At 71.8% G+C, this 15,266-nt stretch carries 16 protein-coding genes; 8 read left to right on the top strand and 8 right to left on the bottom strand.

Annotated features, from left to right (window positions below):
• Positions 1–276 precede the first annotated feature (276 nt).
• Positions 277–1,761, top strand: a complete 1,485-nt coding sequence (locus GGQ83_RS12860; protein WP_184384626.1) for a SulP family inorganic anion transporter — start codon at positions 277–279, stop codon at positions 1,759–1,761.
• Positions 1,762–1,775: 14 nt separating this feature from the next.
• The gene (locus tag GGQ83_RS12855) at positions 1,776–2,618 is read left to right on the top strand and encodes a universal stress protein (protein WP_184384624.1); all 843 of its coding nucleotides are present in this window, start codon (positions 1,776–1,778) and stop codon (positions 2,616–2,618) included.
• Positions 2,619–2,751: 133 nt separating this feature from the next.
• Here the strand turns inward: GGQ83_RS12855 and mmsB are convergent, their stop codons facing one another.
• Positions 2,752–3,624, bottom strand: a complete 873-nt coding sequence (mmsB, locus tag GGQ83_RS12850; RefSeq protein ID WP_184384622.1) for a 3-hydroxyisobutyrate dehydrogenase — start codon at positions 3,622–3,624, stop codon at positions 2,752–2,754.
• A gap of 133 nt (positions 3,625–3,757) precedes the next feature.
• Between mmsB and GGQ83_RS12845 the strand changes: the two genes are divergently transcribed.
• A complete protein-coding gene (locus GGQ83_RS12845; RefSeq protein ID WP_184384620.1) occupies positions 3,758–4,909 on the top strand; it encodes a glycerate kinase family protein in 1,152 nt (383 codons plus the stop codon).
• Between the two features lie 9 nt (positions 4,910–4,918).
• Here the strand turns inward: GGQ83_RS12845 and GGQ83_RS12840 are convergent, their stop codons facing one another.
• From GGQ83_RS12840 to GGQ83_RS12825, 4 genes are read right to left on the bottom strand one after another with little or no spacing between them, the layout of a single operon-like run.
• Positions 4,919–6,493, bottom strand: a complete 1,575-nt coding sequence (locus GGQ83_RS12840) for an alkaline phosphatase D family protein (protein WP_207018206.1) — start codon at positions 6,491–6,493, stop codon at positions 4,919–4,921.
• Positions 6,486–7,166, bottom strand: a complete 681-nt coding sequence (locus GGQ83_RS12835) for a DUF599 domain-containing protein (RefSeq protein ID WP_184384618.1) — start codon at positions 7,164–7,166, stop codon at positions 6,486–6,488. Before GGQ83_RS12835 ends, GGQ83_RS12840 begins: the two co-directional genes overlap by 8 nt.
• Positions 7,167–7,173: 7 nt before the next feature.
• The gene (locus GGQ83_RS12830; RefSeq protein WP_184384616.1) at positions 7,174–7,776 is read right to left on the bottom strand and encodes a 2-hydroxychromene-2-carboxylate isomerase; all 603 of its coding nucleotides are present in this window, start codon (positions 7,774–7,776) and stop codon (positions 7,174–7,176) included.
• Between the two features lie 58 nt (positions 7,777–7,834).
• Positions 7,835–9,052: an NADP-dependent isocitrate dehydrogenase gene (locus GGQ83_RS12825; RefSeq protein WP_184384614.1), complete on the bottom strand. Its 1,218-nt coding sequence runs from the start codon at positions 9,050–9,052 to the stop codon at positions 7,835–7,837.
• Between the two features lie 152 nt (positions 9,053–9,204).
• Here GGQ83_RS12825 and GGQ83_RS12820 point away from each other — a divergent pair, with 152 nt between their 5' ends.
• Positions 9,205–9,939, top strand: a complete 735-nt coding sequence (locus GGQ83_RS12820; RefSeq protein ID WP_184384612.1) for an SDR family NAD(P)-dependent oxidoreductase — start codon at positions 9,205–9,207, stop codon at positions 9,937–9,939.
• A 6-nt stretch (positions 9,940–9,945) separates the two neighbouring features.
• Here the strand turns inward: GGQ83_RS12820 and GGQ83_RS12815 are convergent, their stop codons facing one another.
• The 3 genes from GGQ83_RS12815 to GGQ83_RS12805 all read right to left on the bottom strand — a co-directional run bounded on the left by GGQ83_RS12815 (position 9,946) and on the right by GGQ83_RS12805 (position 12,041).
• Positions 9,946–10,755 carry a transglycosylase SLT domain-containing protein gene (locus GGQ83_RS12815; protein WP_184384610.1) on the bottom strand — a complete coding sequence of 270 codons (810 nt, stop codon included), beginning with the start codon at positions 10,753–10,755 and terminating at the stop codon, positions 9,946–9,948.
• A 267-nt stretch (positions 10,756–11,022) separates the two neighbouring features.
• Positions 11,023–11,400: a cupin domain-containing protein gene (locus tag GGQ83_RS12810; RefSeq protein WP_184384608.1), complete on the bottom strand. Its 378-nt coding sequence runs from the start codon at positions 11,398–11,400 to the stop codon at positions 11,023–11,025.
• A 14-nt stretch (positions 11,401–11,414) separates the two neighbouring features.
• Positions 11,415–12,041, bottom strand: a complete 627-nt coding sequence (locus GGQ83_RS12805; protein WP_184384606.1) for a glutathione S-transferase family protein — start codon at positions 12,039–12,041, stop codon at positions 11,415–11,417.
• 85 nt (positions 12,042–12,126) lie between these two features.
• On the opposite strand from GGQ83_RS12805, the gene GGQ83_RS12800 reads away from it, so the two are divergent.
• From GGQ83_RS12800 to GGQ83_RS12785, 4 genes are all read left to right on the top strand, one after another.
• Positions 12,127–12,597: a disulfide bond formation protein B gene (locus GGQ83_RS12800; RefSeq protein WP_184384604.1), complete on the top strand. Its 471-nt coding sequence runs from the start codon at positions 12,127–12,129 to the stop codon at positions 12,595–12,597.
• Positions 12,594–13,115 (top strand): demethoxyubiquinone hydroxylase family protein, encoded by a 522-nt coding sequence (locus GGQ83_RS12795; protein ID WP_184384602.1) that lies wholly within the window; start codon positions 12,594–12,596, stop codon positions 13,113–13,115. The genes GGQ83_RS12800 and GGQ83_RS12795 overlap by 4 nt, the downstream gene beginning before the upstream one ends.
• A 178-nt stretch (positions 13,116–13,293) precedes the next feature.
• Complete coding sequence (gene lptC, locus GGQ83_RS12790) at positions 13,294–14,007, top strand: LPS export ABC transporter periplasmic protein LptC (protein WP_184384600.1); 714 nt, start codon at positions 13,294–13,296, stop codon at positions 14,005–14,007.
• Positions 14,004–14,930: an LptA/OstA family protein gene (locus GGQ83_RS12785; protein ID WP_184384598.1), complete on the top strand. Its 927-nt coding sequence runs from the start codon at positions 14,004–14,006 to the stop codon at positions 14,928–14,930. Before lptC ends, GGQ83_RS12785 begins: the two co-directional genes overlap by 4 nt.
• Positions 14,931–15,266: the final 336 nt, after the last annotated feature.

Here is a 15,266-nt window from a genome sequence, read left to right as displayed (position 1 = left end):
CATCCCGCGACTCGCGTCGGATCGCCTTCGGTGGGATCACCGAAGGCGTGAATCCGCCGCGCATGCTTGGTGCTGGTGGTGAGCGCCATCGCCTGGCTGTGAGACCGCGACTGACACTTCGCGGGTTGTGCGGCGCAATATGGGGCGGTAGGACTCGCAGATGCGTTTCGCTCCGCCCTGACACCACGTCACTGGCCTGACCTCCGCGCCACCCTTCCGGGCGCGGCCTGTTGACGTGCGCGCGCCCTTGGCGCGCCCCCCGCGGAGTTTCCTCACTTGACGCATCTCGAACGGCTTCGCGCCGAATGGTTCCCCAATGTCCGCGCCGACATCCTGGCCGGCACGGTCGTGGCCCTCGCGCTGATCCCGGAGGCCATCGCCTTCTCCATCATCGCGGGCGTGGACCCGAAGATGGGGCTCTACGCCTCCTTCTGCATCATGATCGTCATCGCCTTCGCGGGCGGGCGGCCGGCCATGATCTCGGCGGCCACGGGTGCGATGGCGCTGGTGATGGTGACGCTGGTGCGCGACCATGGGCCGCAATACCTGCTGGCGGCGACGCTGCTGTGCGGCGTGTTCCAGATCATCGCGGGCGTCCTGAAGCTGAGCGTGCTGATGCGCTTCGTCTCGCGCTCGGTGATGACGGGCTTCGTGAACGCGCTGGCCATCCTGATCTTCATGGCGCAGCTGCCCGAACTCATCGGCGTCAACTGGATCACCTACCCGATGGTGGCCGTGGGGCTGGCCATCATCTACATCCTGCCGCGCTTCACCACGGCCGTGCCCTCGCCGCTGGTGGCCATCGTCTTCCTCACGGCCGCCGCGCTGCTCTTCGGCATCGAGGTCCGCACCGTGGGCGACATGGGCGAACTGCCCACCGACCTGCCCGCCTTCCTGCTGCCCGACGTGCCCTGGAACCTGGAGACGCTGCGGATCATCCTGCCCACCTCGCTCACCCTCGCGGTGGTGGGGCTGCTCGAATCCTTCATGACGGCGCAGATCGTGGACGAGCTGACCGACACCCCCTCCAACAAGAACCGCGAGGGCGCGGGCCAGGGGCTGTCGAACATCGTGGCCGGCTGCTTCGGCGGCATGGCGGGCTGCGCCATGATCGGGCAATCGGTCATCAACGTGCAGTCGGGCGGGCGGGGGCGGCTGTCCACGCTGTGGGGCGGCGTCTTCCTGCTGATCCTGCTGATGCTGCTGGGTGACCTGGTGCGGCAGATCCCCATGGCGGCGCTGGTGGCGGTGATGGTCATGGTCTCCATCGGCACCTTCCGCTGGTCCTCGCTGCGCGACCTCGCGGTGCATCCTTGGGAATCCTCGGTGGTGATGGTCGCCACGGTGATCGTGACGGTGCTGACGCATGATCTGGCGCAGGGTGTCGCGGTAGGCGTGCTGCTCTCGGGGATCTTCTTCGCGCGCAAGGCGGCGCGCATCTTCCGCATCACCTCCACCCTCTCCGAGGATGGCCGCAGCCGGACCTACACCGTCACGGGCGAGATCTTCTTCGCCTCCGCCGACGCCTTCGTGGACAGCTTCGACCTGCGCGAGGCGATCGAGCGCGCCGTCATCGACGTCTCGGGCGCGCATGTCTGGGACCTCACGGCGGTGGCGGCCATTGACCGCGTTGTGCTGAAATTCCGCCGCGAGGGGACGGAGGTGGACATCCTCGGCCTCAACCAGGCCAGCTCCGAACTGCTCGGGCGGCTGGGTCGCCACGACAAGCCAGGGGCCACCGATGCTCCGGCGACGCACTGAGGGGGGACGAGAACATGCCACGCATCCTGGCCTGCACCGACGGCTCCATCTACGCCGAGAGCATCATTGATCACGCCGCCCGGGCGGCGCGCGCGCTGGGCGCCGGCGTGCAAGTGCTGCACGTCCTCCCCCGCACGCCCGCCGAGGCGCCGGTGGACCGCAGCGGGGCGCTGGGCCTCGACCGTTCCGAGGAATTGCTGAAGGAACTCGCCGCGCTGGACGAGGCGCGGGGGAAGCTGGCGCTGAAGCGCGGCCGCGCCATCCTGGACGCCGCCGAGGCAAGGCTGCGCGCGGCGGGTGTGGCGGAGGTGCGCCTGACCCAACGCCACGGCGCGCTGGTGGACAATGTGCTGGAGCTGGAACGCGAGACGGAGCTGCTCGTCATCGGCAAGCGGGGCGAGGCGGCGGATTTCGCGGCCGGCCACCTGGGCGCCAACCTGGAACGCGTACTCCGTTCCAGCCCCAGGCCCGTGCTGGTCTCGGCCCGCGCCTTCAAGCCCATCGCGCGCTGCGCCATCGCCTATGACGGGAGTGCCGCGGCCCTGCGGATGGTGGAGTTCGCCGCCCGCAGCCCGCTGCTGGAGGGGATGGCGCTGGACCTCGTCACCGTCGGCTCCGGCGGGGCCTCGCTGCAATCCGCCCCCGCCGCCATCCTGGAGGCCGCCGGCCGCCCCGCCCGTCCCGTGCTGCTGCAAGGCGAGACGCATGAGGCCATCGCCGCCCATGTGGCCGATGCGGGCGTGGACCTGCTGGTGATGGGCGCCTATGGCCACGGCCGGCTGCGCACCATGATCCTGGGCAGCACCACCTCCGCCCTGCTGCGCGGCTGCCGGATTCCGGTGCTGGTTTTTCGTTGACAGGTTGCGACCGAGCCTGACGCGGGCAAGGGGCATATTGCCCCCATGCTGATCCTCGCTGAACCCCTGAACCTGATCCTGACGGCGCTGGCCCTGCTGGCGCTCGATGCCTAGCTGAACCGGAAGCCCCGGATCAGGCCTCCCGCAGCATCTCGATGATGCCCGAAAAGTCGCGCAGCGCCCCGCCATCGGCCGCGAAGCGCTCATAGAGGGTGAGTGCCGCCGCCCCCAGCGGCGTGGCCGCCCCCACCGCGCCCGCCGCCTGCTGCGAGAGGCCGAGGTCCTTCAGCATCAGCGCCGTGGCGAAGCCGGGCGCGTAGCCGCGGTTGGCCGGGCTGCCCGGCACCGGGCCGGGCACCGGGCAATAGGTGGTCAGCGACCAGCACTGCCCGGAGGACTTGCTCGCCACCTCGAACAGCGCCTCATGGCTGAGGCCGAGCTTTTCGGCGAGCGTGAAGGCCTCGCAGGTGCCGATCATGGAGATGGCCAGCAGCATGTTGTTGCACAGCTTGGCCGCCTGGCCCGCGCCGGCCTCTCCGCAATGGACGATGCTGCGCCCCATGGCCTCCAGGATCGGCCTGGCGCGGGCGAAGGCCGCGGCATCGCCGCCCACCATGAAGGTGAGCGTGCCATTCTCCGCCCCCATGGTGCCGCCCGAGACGGGGGCGTCCAGCATCGGCCGTCCTGCCGCCACCTCCCGCGCCGTGGTGACGTCAATGGTGGAGCAGTCGAGCAGCACGGCCTCGGGTTCGGCAGCCTCGGCCATGCCGCCCGCGCCCAGCCAGGCCTCGCGCACATGGGTGCCGGCGGGCAGCATGGTGATGACGAAACCCGCCCCGCGCGCCGCATCGGCGGCCGATTGCGCGCGGGTGATGCCGGCCTCGGCGGCGGCGTCCATGGCGGCGGCGCTGAGGTCATAGCCCGCCACCTCATGCCCCGCCCGAACCAGGTTGCGGGCCATGGGCAGGCCCATATTGCCGAGCCCCACGAAGCCGATGCGCGCCATGATGTTCTTCCTCCGTTTGCCGAAACCCTATCCCGGCACGGGCGATTGTCCATGCGGGCGGAAAAATGGCAGCCCCGTTCATGCTGCGGCCACCTTCCCGCAACACCCTTCCGCGAGACGGAGAGAAGGACGCATGCGGATTCTGGTCGCGCCCTCGGGCTACAAGGAATGCCTCCTGGCCGGGGAGGTGGCCGCCGCCATCGCGGCAGGGCTGGCCCGCGCCTGCCCGGCGGCGGAGGTCACCTGCCTGCCGCTGGTGGATGGCGGCGAGGGCTTCACCCGCGCCATGACCGCGGCGGGCGGGGGGCGGCTGCGGGCGGTGCGCGTCACCGGCCCCACCGGCGCGCCGGTCGAGGCGGTGTTGGGCCGGGTGGATGACACCGCCATCCTGGAGATGGCCTCGGCCGGCGGGCTGCGGCTGGTGCCCCGCGACGCCCGGGACCCGCTGGCCACCACCACGCGCGGGGTGGGTGAGCTGCTGCGCGCCGCGCTGGAGGGCGGCGCGCGCCGCATTCTGCTGGGCTGCGGCGACAGCGGCACCTGTGACGGCGGGGCGGGCCTCGCCCAGGCGCTGGGCTTCCGGCTGCTGGACGCCGAGGGGCAAGACCTGCCGCCGGGCGGGGGCGCGCTGGTCGCGCTGGACCGGATCGAGACCGCCGGCCGCGACCCGCGCCTGGCCGGCGTGACCGTCGAAGTCGCCTGCAACACCCGCGTGAAGCTCTGCGGGCCGGAGGGTGTCAGCCGCGGCTTCGGCGCGCAGAAGGGCGCCTCGCTCGCCGATATCGAGCGGCTGGAGGCCGGGCTGCATCGCTTCGCGGCGGTGGCGGCGCGGGACCTGGGCGCCGTGGGGCTGCTCGACCTTCCGGGTGGCGGCGCCTCGGGCGGGCTGGGCGCCGGGCTGCATGCCTTTCTCGGCGCGAAACTGCGCCCCTGGGCGGAGGTGACGCTGGCGCGGCTCGACCTCGACCGGCGGATCGCGGGCGCCGACCTCGTCCTCACCGCCGAGGGCGGGCTGGATGGCCAGAGCCTGCGCGGCAAGATTCCCGCCGAGGTGGCGCGGCGCGCGCGGTCGCTCGGCGTGCCCGTCATCGCGCTGGCCGGCACGCTGGGGGAAGGGGCGGAGGCGCTGGGCCTCGACGCCCGTTTCGCCAGCCTGCGCGGGCCGGGCAGCCTGGAGCAGGCGATGGCGCGCGCGGCCGCCGACCTCGAAGCCTGCGCCGAGCAGGTGCTGCGCGCCGTGCTGGTGGGTCGGCGCATGGCGCAGCCCGCGCGGGCGGCGGCCTGAGCCGGCGCGTCAGCCCGGCACGATGCCCGGCCGCCCGGCCAGCGTGACCAGATGCGCGCGGTCCTCACGCGGCGCGCCGGGGCGTTCCACATAGGGCACGGCGCGGTAGATGGCCGAAAGCCGGTCCGCCCGCACCTCGTGCCGCGTGTAGCCGCGGCGGTTGCTGTGGAAGCGCAGATGGGGGTTGTTCCGCAGCACGCCTTCGGCCGTGGCCTGGGCCTCGCCGCCATCGCCCTCGCTGCTGATGGAGGTGGTGACGAACTCCACCCCCAGCGCCGGGCCTTCGGGCGTGCGCTGGATGTCGCCCGCCCAAGCGCGATGGACATCGCCCGTCAGCACCACGGCATTGCGGCCTTCCAGCATGTCCAGCACGCGGGCACGGGCGGCGGGGTAGCCATCCCAGCCATCCATGCTGATGGGGCCGCCGGGGAAGACCCGGGGTGTGAAGAAGACCTGCTGCCCCAGCACCTGCCAGGTGCCGCGGCCCTCGCGCAGGCCCTCGCGCAGCCATTGCTCCTGCACGGGGCCCAGCATCTGCGCGTCCGGCCGCGCCACCGCCTCGCAAGGGATTCGCGTGCCGTCGCCGCAGGGCTGGTCGTCGCGGAAGCGGCGGGTGTCGAGCGCGTGGAAGTCCAGCAGGGCGCCGAAGCGCAGGCGGCGGAAGGCGGTGATGTGCTCCGCGCGCGGGCGGGCGGAGGGCCGCACCGGCGTGTGCTCATACCAGGCCTGGAAGGCGGCGGCGGCGCGCAGCGCGAATTGCTCGGGCGTCACGATCACGTCGCGGAAGCGGCCGGTGCCGTCGCGCTGGCTTTGCATGGCGGCCCAGTTGTTCTCCACCTCATGGTCGTCATAGGTGGTGATGAAGGGGTGGGCGGCCTGGGCGTCGGCGAGGTCCGGGTCGGTGCGGTATTGCGCGTGGCGGCTGCGGTATTGGTCGAGCGTGAAGGTCGCCGGGCCGTGGTGGGAGCGCACCACCGGCCCCCAGCCGCCCTGGCCCGGGCGGCGGCCGGCGTGCTCGTAGATGTAGTCGCCATAGTGGAAGACGAAGGCCACGTCCTCCTCGCGCGCGGCGTGGTGCCAGGCGGTGAAGTGGCCGTGCTCGTAGTTCTGGCAGCCGCCGGCGAGGAAGTTCAGGGAAGCGGCCTCGCCGGGCGCGGGGGCGGTGCGGGTGCGGCCCGTGCGGCTCTGCTGGCCCTGGGCGGTGAAGCGGTAGAAATAGGGGCGCCCCGGCCGCAGCCCGCCTACCTCGACATGCACGGCGTGGGCCGCTTCTGGCCGGGCCGTCGCCTCGCCGCGCGCGACCACGCGGCGGAAGCCGTCATCCTCCGCCACCTCCCAGGCCACGGGCACGGGGTCATTGCCCATGCCGCCGCCATCCTCCAGCGGGGCGGGGGCGAGGCGCGTCCAGAGCACCACCGAATCCGGCCACGGGTCGCCCGAGGCCACGCCCAGCGTGAAGAGCGGTCCCGGCGCCTGGGCGCGCAGCGGGCGCGGCGTGAGCGCGGCCAGCGCCGCGAGGCCCGCGGCCCCGCGCAGCGCCCCGCGCCGTGACAGCTCCAGGACATGACGAACCACACTATCCACGCGTCAGCGCCTCCCGCACCACCGAGCGGAATTCCCGCCGGTGCAGCTCACGTAGCACCAGCAGCGACGCCAGGATCAGGGCCACCGGGTGAAGAATCCATGTCAGCGCGGCCAGCCCGAAGTAGTAGGCGCGCAGCCCCGTGTTGAAGTGCCGCGCGGCGCGGTTGGCGACCTCGGCCGCCATGTCGGCCTGGGGCAGGGCGTCCTCGCCCAGGCCGATGCCGCCCACCACGATCGAGCAGTAGTTGAACTGGCGCAACGCCCAGGTCAGCTCGAAGAAGGCGCGCACGAAGATGAAGACCAGCAGGAAGATCCGCAGCTCCCAGGCGAAGTCCGTGGCGGGCGGCTGGGCGAAGGGCAGGGCGGAGAGCGCCCGCTGGCCGAGATCGGGCGCGCCCAGCAGCGCCACCAGGCCCGCTAGGATGAAGATGGAGGTATTGGCCAGGAAGGAGGTGCTGGCCATCAGGTTGCCGATGATGGCCGTGTCGCTGATGCGGTTGTCGCGCGTCAGCAGCGCGCGCATCCAGGTGCGGCGGTGCATGTCCATCGCCGCGATGACGGAGCGCGAGCGGATGGAGGGAACGCGGTCCACCACCGCCGAATAGCCCGTCCAGCAGCCCAGGAAGACCAGCAGGGCCGCGAGGTCGAGCGGGCTGATCGGCCAGCCGGTCATGCCGGGCTCACCCCTGGCCGGCGAGTTTCCGTTCCACGAAGTCCAGCCGGTCCTGGCCCCAGAAGATCTCGCCCTCGATGACGAAGCTGGGCGCGCCGAAGACGCCGCGCTCCAGGGCCGCCTCGCTGTCCGTGCGGCGGCGGTCGGCCCATTGCGGGTCCTCGGCCAGCTTCAGCAGGGCCGGGCCGTCCAGGCCCACATCGGCGGCGAGCGTGGCGAAGGTGGCGGGGTCGGCCGGGTTCACGTCATCGGCCCAGATCGCGCGCATGATGCGGTGCGAGAGCCGGATGGCCGGCACCACGCCCTGCGTCTCGCGCAGGGCCACCACGGCGGCGGCGATGGGCGGTTCGTTGAAGGGAAAGGAAGATGGCTGCGGGTTCAGCGGCAGGTTCAGGTGCCGGCTCCAGCGGGCCAGCTCCATCAGCCGGTAGGCCTGGCGCTGCGGGGCGCGCTTTGGCAGGGGCAGCCCGCCCGAGGCCGGGAAGATCACCCCGAAATCCACGGGGAAGGGGGCGACGGTGGCCCCGTGCTTCGCGCACATCGCCTCGAAGCGCGTGGAGCCGAGATAGGCCCAGGGGGAATTCAGCGAGTAGTAGTAATCCACATGCATCGTGAAGTCCTCCGGGGCCGTTCACGCCGGGCAGGTGCCCGGCGCGTCCTGGGCCTGTTCAGCCCATCTTCTTCTTCAGGTTCTCGTCCAGCGCGGCCAGGAAGGCCTGGGTGGAGAGGTAGGGCTGGTCCTTGCCGATGAGGATGGCGAGGTCCTTGGTCATCTGCCCGCCCTCGACCGTCTCGATGCAGACCTGCTCCAGCGCGTTCGCGAAGTCGGTCACGTCGGGCGTGCCGTCGAACTTGCCGCGATAGGCCAGGCCGCGCGTCCAGGCGAAGATGGAGGCGATGGGGTTCGTGGAGGTCTCACGGCCCTTCTGGTGCTCGCGGTAGTGGCGCGTCACCGTGCCGTGGGCGGCCTCGGATTCCACCGTCTGCCCATCGGGCGAGAGCAGCACGGAGGTCATGAGGCCGAGGCTGCCGAAGCCCTGCGCCACGATGTCCGACTGCACGTCGCCATCGTAGTTCTTGCAGGCCCAGACATAGCCGCCTTCCCACTTCAGCGCGCAGGCCACCATGTCGTCGATCAGCCGGTCCTCGTAGGTGATGCCGGCGGCCTTGAACTTGTCGGCGAATTCCGTGTCGAACACCTTGCGGAAGATGTCCTTGAACTCGCCGTCATAGGCCTTGAGGATCGTGTTCTTGTGGCTGAAATACACGCTGTAGCCGCGCGAGAGGCCGTAGTTCAGGCTGGCGCGGGCGAAGCCCTCGATGCTGGCGCGGGTGTTGTGCATGCCCATCAGCACGCCGCCGCCGGCGGGGAAGTTCGTGACTTCCATCTCGACCGGCGCGCCGCCATCGGCGGGCGTCCAGGTCAGCGTGGCCTTGCCGGCACCGGGGACCTTGGTCTCGGCGGCGCGGTAGATGTCGCCATAGGCATGGCGGCCGACCACGATGGGCTTGGACCAGTGCGGCACCAGGCGCGGCACGTTCTTGCAGATGATGGGCTCGCGGAAGATCGTGCCGTCGAGGATGTTGCGGATGGTGCCGTTCGGGCTGCGCCACATCTTCTTCAGGCCGAATTCGGCGACGCGCGCCTCATCGGGGGTGATGGTCGCGCACTTCACGCCCACGCCATACTGCTTGGTGGCATTGGCGGCATCCACCGTCACCTGGTCGTCGGTCTGGTCGCGATATTCGATGCCGAGGTCGTAGTACTTCAGGTCGATGTCGAGGTAGGGCAGGATCAGGCGGTCCTTGATGAACCCCCAGATGATGCGCGTCATCTCGTCCCCGTCCATCTCCACGACGGGGGTTTTCACCTTGATCTTGGCCATGCGGTCCTTGCCTTTATCTTAACCCCGCCAGCGCACGCGCCCGCAGGGGTCCTCAACCGGAGTGTTGCGATGCGGGCCGCACCATCGCACCGTGGCCCCCTTGAAACAAGGGATGGGGGCCAAGCGCCCCCGGCGCGGCAGGGAGGCGGTGCGTGGGCGGTCTGGATGGGAAGATGGCGGTGGTGACGGGCGGCGCGCGGGGGCTGGGGCTTGCCATCGCGCAACGGCTGGCCGCGGGCGGCGCGCGGGTGGCACTTTGGGACCGGGACGCGGCGGCGGTGGCGACGGCGGCGAAGGCGTTGGGCGCCCATGCCGAGGCGGTGGACGTGACCGATGCGGCGGCGGTGGGGGAAGCGCTGGCACGCTCCGAGGCGGCCCTTGGCCACTGCGCCATCCTGGTCGCCAATGCCGGCATCACCGGGCCGAACCACCGGCTGGAGGATTATCCGGTGGAGGCCTGGCGCCAGGTGATCGAGGTGGACCTCATCGGCGTCTATCTCTGCTGCCGCGCCGTGCTGCCGGGGATGCGGGCGCGGAATGCGGGGCGGATCGTGAACATCGCGTCCATCGCGGGCAAGGACGGCAACCCGATGGCCAGCGCCTATTCGGCGGCCAAGGCGGGCGTGATCGGCCTGACCAAGTCGCTGGGGAAGGAGCTGGCCGAGACGGGCGTGCGGGTAAACTGCGTCACCCCGGCCGCGGTGGAGACGGAACTCTTTGCCCAGATGACCGAGGCGCAGATCGCCTGGATGAAGTCCAAGATTCCCCTGGGCCGCTTCGGCCTGCCCGGGGAGGTGGCCGAGATGGTGGCCTTCTGCGCCTCGGATGCCGTGAGCTTCACCACCGGCGCGGTCTTCGACGTTTCGGGTGGCCGCGCGGTCTATTAGCGTTCCTTACTCCGACGGGGGCCGATACCACGGCAGCCGGCGCGACGCGGCCGTCACCGGCACGGGCGGCGGCGCGCTGGCCATGGCGAGCGCGGGCGGCCCACGCCCCGCGATCACCACGGGCCGCGCCCGGTAGGAATCGAGCCCCCGCCCGCCCCCCGGCGCCCCGGCCAGGATCTGCGCGCGTTCTTCACCATTGGACAGCGCCGCCACACGCGGCACGCCCCGCGTGGCCAGCGCCCGGTCCTGGGCGAGCCGCGCCTGCGCCTCGGGCCAGGCGGCGGCGATGCGGGCGCGATAGGCCTCGGCCAGATGGGGCGTGTGGGAATGGTAGTGGCCGGCGGCCTGCAGCCAGTCCGGCGTGCGGGACTGGAGGTCCGTCAGGAAGCGCGCGGCATAGCGGGCATTGGCCAGCGGGTCGAAGGCGGTGGCCAGGTCCGGGAAGGCCTGGGGGTGGAAATGCAGGTTCACCTGCATGCAGCCCACATCCACCACCCGCACCCCCCGGGCACGAAGCGCCTCCACACCGGCAATGGCTGCCGCCCTGTCCGGGAAGAAATGGCCGCGCCCCTCGGCATTGATGGCCCAGGGCCAGGGGCCGAATTCGCCCGTGATCGGGTCCGCCCGGCCGGATTCCACCCGCCCGATGGCCTGGAGCAGGCCGGGGGGCAGGCTGGCCTCGCGCTCCGCCGTTGCGATGGCGGCACGGCAGAGTTGCGTGGGCGACAAGGGCTGGGCGCGGACCCCCTCCGAGGCCAGGGTCAGGCTGATGATGACGGCCCAGGCGAGGGCGGAAAAAGCCGGGAAATTCCTCATGGAGAGGGTGGTTTGCAACCGCCGTGCCACCCCCCGCGCCGCCTATCAAAAATTTCCATGTTGCAATGCAATAACTCGCTTGCATGCGAGCGATCACCCGGCTATATGAAGAGGGCGGCAGGAATTTCGGTTCCTGCCCGCTTTCTTGGACGTTTCCTCCCTTAACTTGGCGGTGCAGCAATGCACCGCCATTTTTTTTGGACGCCTGCCCCAGAGGGCTGGAGGGGGGGCTGGAGGGGGGGCTGGAGGGGGGGCGCCGAGGAAGCCTCAGCCCGGCCCGTCCACCAGCCGCGTCTCAAATTGCGCAGGCGAGGTGATCTCCACCAGCTCCAGGTCATCCGAATGCGCGATCTCGCGGTGGCGCACGCGGGGCGGCTGCAGCACGCTCGTGCCCGCCGTCAGCGTCACCTCGCCGATATCCTCGTATTCGAAGCGAACCCAGCCGCGCACCACCCAGACCATCTGGAACTCCAGCTCGTGCAGGTGCCATTGCGGCTGCGGGTGCTCGCCCGGGATGGCGCGGATGACATGGGCGCCGAAGCGCCCCTCGGTGGCGCCGGCGATGCCGAGGTCGCCATACTCGAAGAAGGCGCGCAGGCCGCGGGTGAAGTCCCGCCCCTCCGCATGGGTGACGGTGGTTCGCATGCGCGCGCTCCCTTTCAGCTCATCGGCACGGCGATGTGTGTGGCGAAGCCCGGGCGCTGCTTCAGCCGCGCATACCAGGCCTCGATGCGGGGCTGCGCCTTGCGCGTGATCGGCAGGTTCAGCCATCGGTGCAGGTAGGGGCCGAGCGCGATGTCGGCCAGGCTCGGCTCCGCCCCGCCCAGATAGGGGTCGTCGCCCAGCGCGTTTTCCACCATGTCCCACAGCGCCTCGGCCTCGTTCCGGGCGGCGGCGGTGGCCACCATGTCGCGCTTTTCCTCGGGCGTGCGGACATAGGTGAAGAAGATCACGGTCATGGGCGCGTTGAGATGGCCGAGCTGCCAGTCCATCCAGCGTTCCGTCCGCGCCCGGGCCCGGGGCTCGGTGGGGTGCAGGGCATGGCCGGGCGCGCGGGTGGCCACCAGGTAGCGGCAGATGGTGTTGCTCTCCCACAGGGCGAAGCCGTCCGGCTCCTCGAGGGTGGGCACGCGGGCATTGGGGTTCATGGCCAGGTAGTCCGCGTCCCGCGTGCGGCCGAAGGCGCCGCCGGCATCCACCCGCTCATAGGGTATGCCCAGCTCCTCGCAGAGCCAGAGCAGCTTCATGACGTTGGACGAGCTCGTGCGGCCCCAGATACGCAGCATGGACAATGGCCTCCCTTTGGTGCGGGAAGCGTAACGTGGCCGCCGGGCATTGCGGAAGGGGCGGACGCAGGGCACATGCCGCCACATGTCCGGTGCCCTTCTCGTCGCCCTTCTGGCCGCCGCCGCGCCGCTTTTCGCGCGCGGCAGCGAGACCTGGTTCGAACTCGTCCCCTGCGAGCTGTGCCTGTGGCAGCGCTGGCCCTACTGGGCGGCGGCGGCGCTGGCGCTGGCCGCGCATTTCGTGGCGCGGCGCAAGCTGCTGTGGGCCGCGGGCGCGGCCGCGCTGGTCTCGGCCGGCATCGCGGGCTTCCATGTGGGGGTGGAGTTCGGCTGGTGGCCCTCGCCCCTGCCGGGCTGCGCGGCCCCCACGGCCGGCGGCGCCATGACGCTGGACCAGATGATGGCGAGCCTTGCCGCCGCCCCCACCAAGCCCTGCGACGAGCCGGTGTGGCTCATTCCGGGCGTCCCCCTTTCCATGGCCGCTTTGAACCTGATCTATGGTCTTTCCCTGGCGGGGCTCGCCCTCGTCATCGCCGAGAGGAACCGCCGCCGATGAGCACCACCCCCCGCCGCTACCTGGAGCAGGTCATCCGCGTGGACCATGCTGGGGAATATGGCGCGAAGCGGATCTACCAGGGCCAGCTCGCGGTGCTGCGCGGCACGAAGCACGAGCCCACCATCCGCCACATGCAGGAGCAGGAGCAGGAGCATCTCGACACCTTCTCCCGCCTGATCGCGGAGCGGCGGGTGCGCCCCACCGCCCTGCTGCCCTTCTGGCATGTGGCCGGATTCGCGCTTGGCGCCGCCACGGCCGCCATGGGCGCGCGGGCGGCCATGGCCTGCACCGTCGCCGTCGAGGAGGCGATCGACGAGCACTACCAGGAACAGGAAGCCAAGCTCGGCCCCGACGAGGCGAAGCTGCGCGAGGACATCGCCCGCTTCCGCGCGGAGGAGCTGGAGCACCGCGACATCGGCCTCGCCAACGAGGCGGAACTGACGCCCGGCTACCGGGTGCTCTCGGCCGCGATCAAGCTGGGCTGCAAGGTGGCGATCAAGGTGTCCGAGCGGGTCTGACACCTTTCGCAACAGGCCGCCACATCTCTGGCATGATCCTTGCCTTGACCCCGGCGCGGGCCGGCCCCCATACAAGGCCCGTGTCCAGCTTGCGTCCACGCCCCGCCGCGCCCTGGCCCGCCCGCGCCCCCGTGGCGCTCGCGTGGGGCCGCGCGCGTGTCGGGAAAGGGGGGGCGCCATGGCCGACCCGGTGAACGCGAACCGCCCGGTGCGCCAGGACTTCGCGGTGCTGCCCAGCGACCGCGAGCGTGGCCTCATCCCCTCGCGCGCCCGCGTGGCGCCCACCAGGCGCGCGCTCGCGCGGCGGCGCTGGACGGTGCGGCTGGCCAAGCTGAGCCTGCCGCTGCTGGCGGCGGGGCTGTTCTCCCTCATCCTGTTCTGGCCGGACATTGACGGGCGCGACGCCCGCCTCTCCTTCCGCCGCGCCCCGGGGCCGGAGCCCGAGGCCCTGCAGATGGTCGCCCCCCGCTACCAGGGCGTGGACGAGGTGAGCCGCCCCTACACCGTCAGCGCCGCCGGCGGCCGGGTGGCGCGCGGCGAGGATGGGCGTCCCGAGGGGCAGGAGATCGTGGTGCTGGACCAGCCCAAGGCCGACATCCTGCTGACCGATGGCGGCTGGGTCTATCTCGAAAGCCGGGACGGCCGCTACGATCGCGCCGGCAGCCTGCTGGACCTGGAGGGCGAGGTGACCGTCTTTCACGACAACGGGATGATGTTCCGCACCCAGCGCGCCGCCGTGCGCGTGACCGAGGGCGCGGCCAGCGGCCAGAGCCCCACCCGGGCCCAGGGCCCCTTCGGCACCATCCATTCGGAAGGCTTTGAAATGACCGATCGCGGCGCCGTCGTCATCTTCACCGGACGCGCCCATGCGGTGCTGGAGGCGCGGGAATGATCCGCACCCTCGCCATCCTCGGGCCATTGCTGCTGACCGGTCCCGCGCTGGCGCAGACCATAGACCTCAGCCAGGGCGGGCCCGTGGACATCACGGCCAATGACGGCATCGAGTGGCGCCAGGCCGAGCAGGTGGTGGTGGCGCGCGGCGGCGCCCGGGCCGAGCGCGCGGGCACCGCGGTGGACGCCGCCCGGCTGCTGGCGCGCTACCGGCCCCAGCCCGGCGCGGCCCCGGCCCCCGCCAATGGCCCGCGCAGCGAGGCGCTGGGCGGCAGCAACGAGATCTGGCGGCTGGAGGCGGAGGGCAATGTCCGCATCTCCACCGCGACCGACGTCGCGACCGGCGACCGCGCGGTCTATGACATGGACCAGTCGGTGCTCGTGCTCTCCGGCCGCAACATCAGCCTGACCACGCCGCAGCAGGCCATCACCGCGCGCGACAGCCTGGAATACTGGACGCAGCGCCGCATGGCCGTGGCGCGGGGCAATGCGCTGGTCGTCACCGAGGACGGGCGGCGCATCACCGCCGACGTGCTGGTGGCCTATCTGCTGGAGGACGCCAACAACCCGCAGGCCGCGGCCGCCCGCACCGCGCCGCGCCCGGGCACCCAGGGCGCCGCCGCGCCCCCGCCCGGCCAGGGGCGGCTCGACCGGGTGGAGCTGTTCGGGAATGTCGAGATCCGCAGCGCCGAGGAGGTGGTGCGGGGTGACCGCGGCGTCTATTCGGCCGAGACGGGCCAGGCGCGGCTGCTGGGCAATGTCCGCATCACGCGCGGGCAGAACCAGATCAACGGGCAGGAGGCGCTGGTGAACCTCAACACCGGCGTCTCGCGCCTGGTGGGCCAGGGCGGCCAGCGCGTGCAGGGCGTGGTGGCGCCCGGCGCGCGGGAATCCACCCTGCCCGGACAGGGCACGCGGCCGTGAGCGGGGGGAAGGAGAACCCACCGGAAGGTCGGGCGCCCGCCGCCGCGCCGAACACGGTGCCTTCGCCCGCGCCCGCCTTCACCACGCCGGGCCGGAGCACGACCCTGGCGGGGCTGCTGGTGGCCGTCGCCACGCCGCCGGAGGTGAGCGTGGGGCAGCCGGCCGCGCCCCCCGCGCCCGCGGCCGCGCCCGTGACGCCAAACACACTGCCCGCCGGGACACAATCCGGGCTGCCCGCGGGCGCATCCTCCGCACCGGCGGCGCCTTCCGTGGCGCCACCCCTCGCGGCCGCTGTCGCGTCCACGCCTCCGCCGCCCAAGCCGGCCACGTCGGACG

This window comes from Roseococcus suduntuyensis (assembly GCF_014196305.1).
GTDB classification, from domain to species: domain Bacteria; phylum Pseudomonadota; class Alphaproteobacteria; order Acetobacterales; family Acetobacteraceae; genus Roseococcus; species Roseococcus suduntuyensis.
Note: the sequence above shows the minus strand (reverse complement) of the source record. Positions and strands in the feature narration are given on the sequence as shown.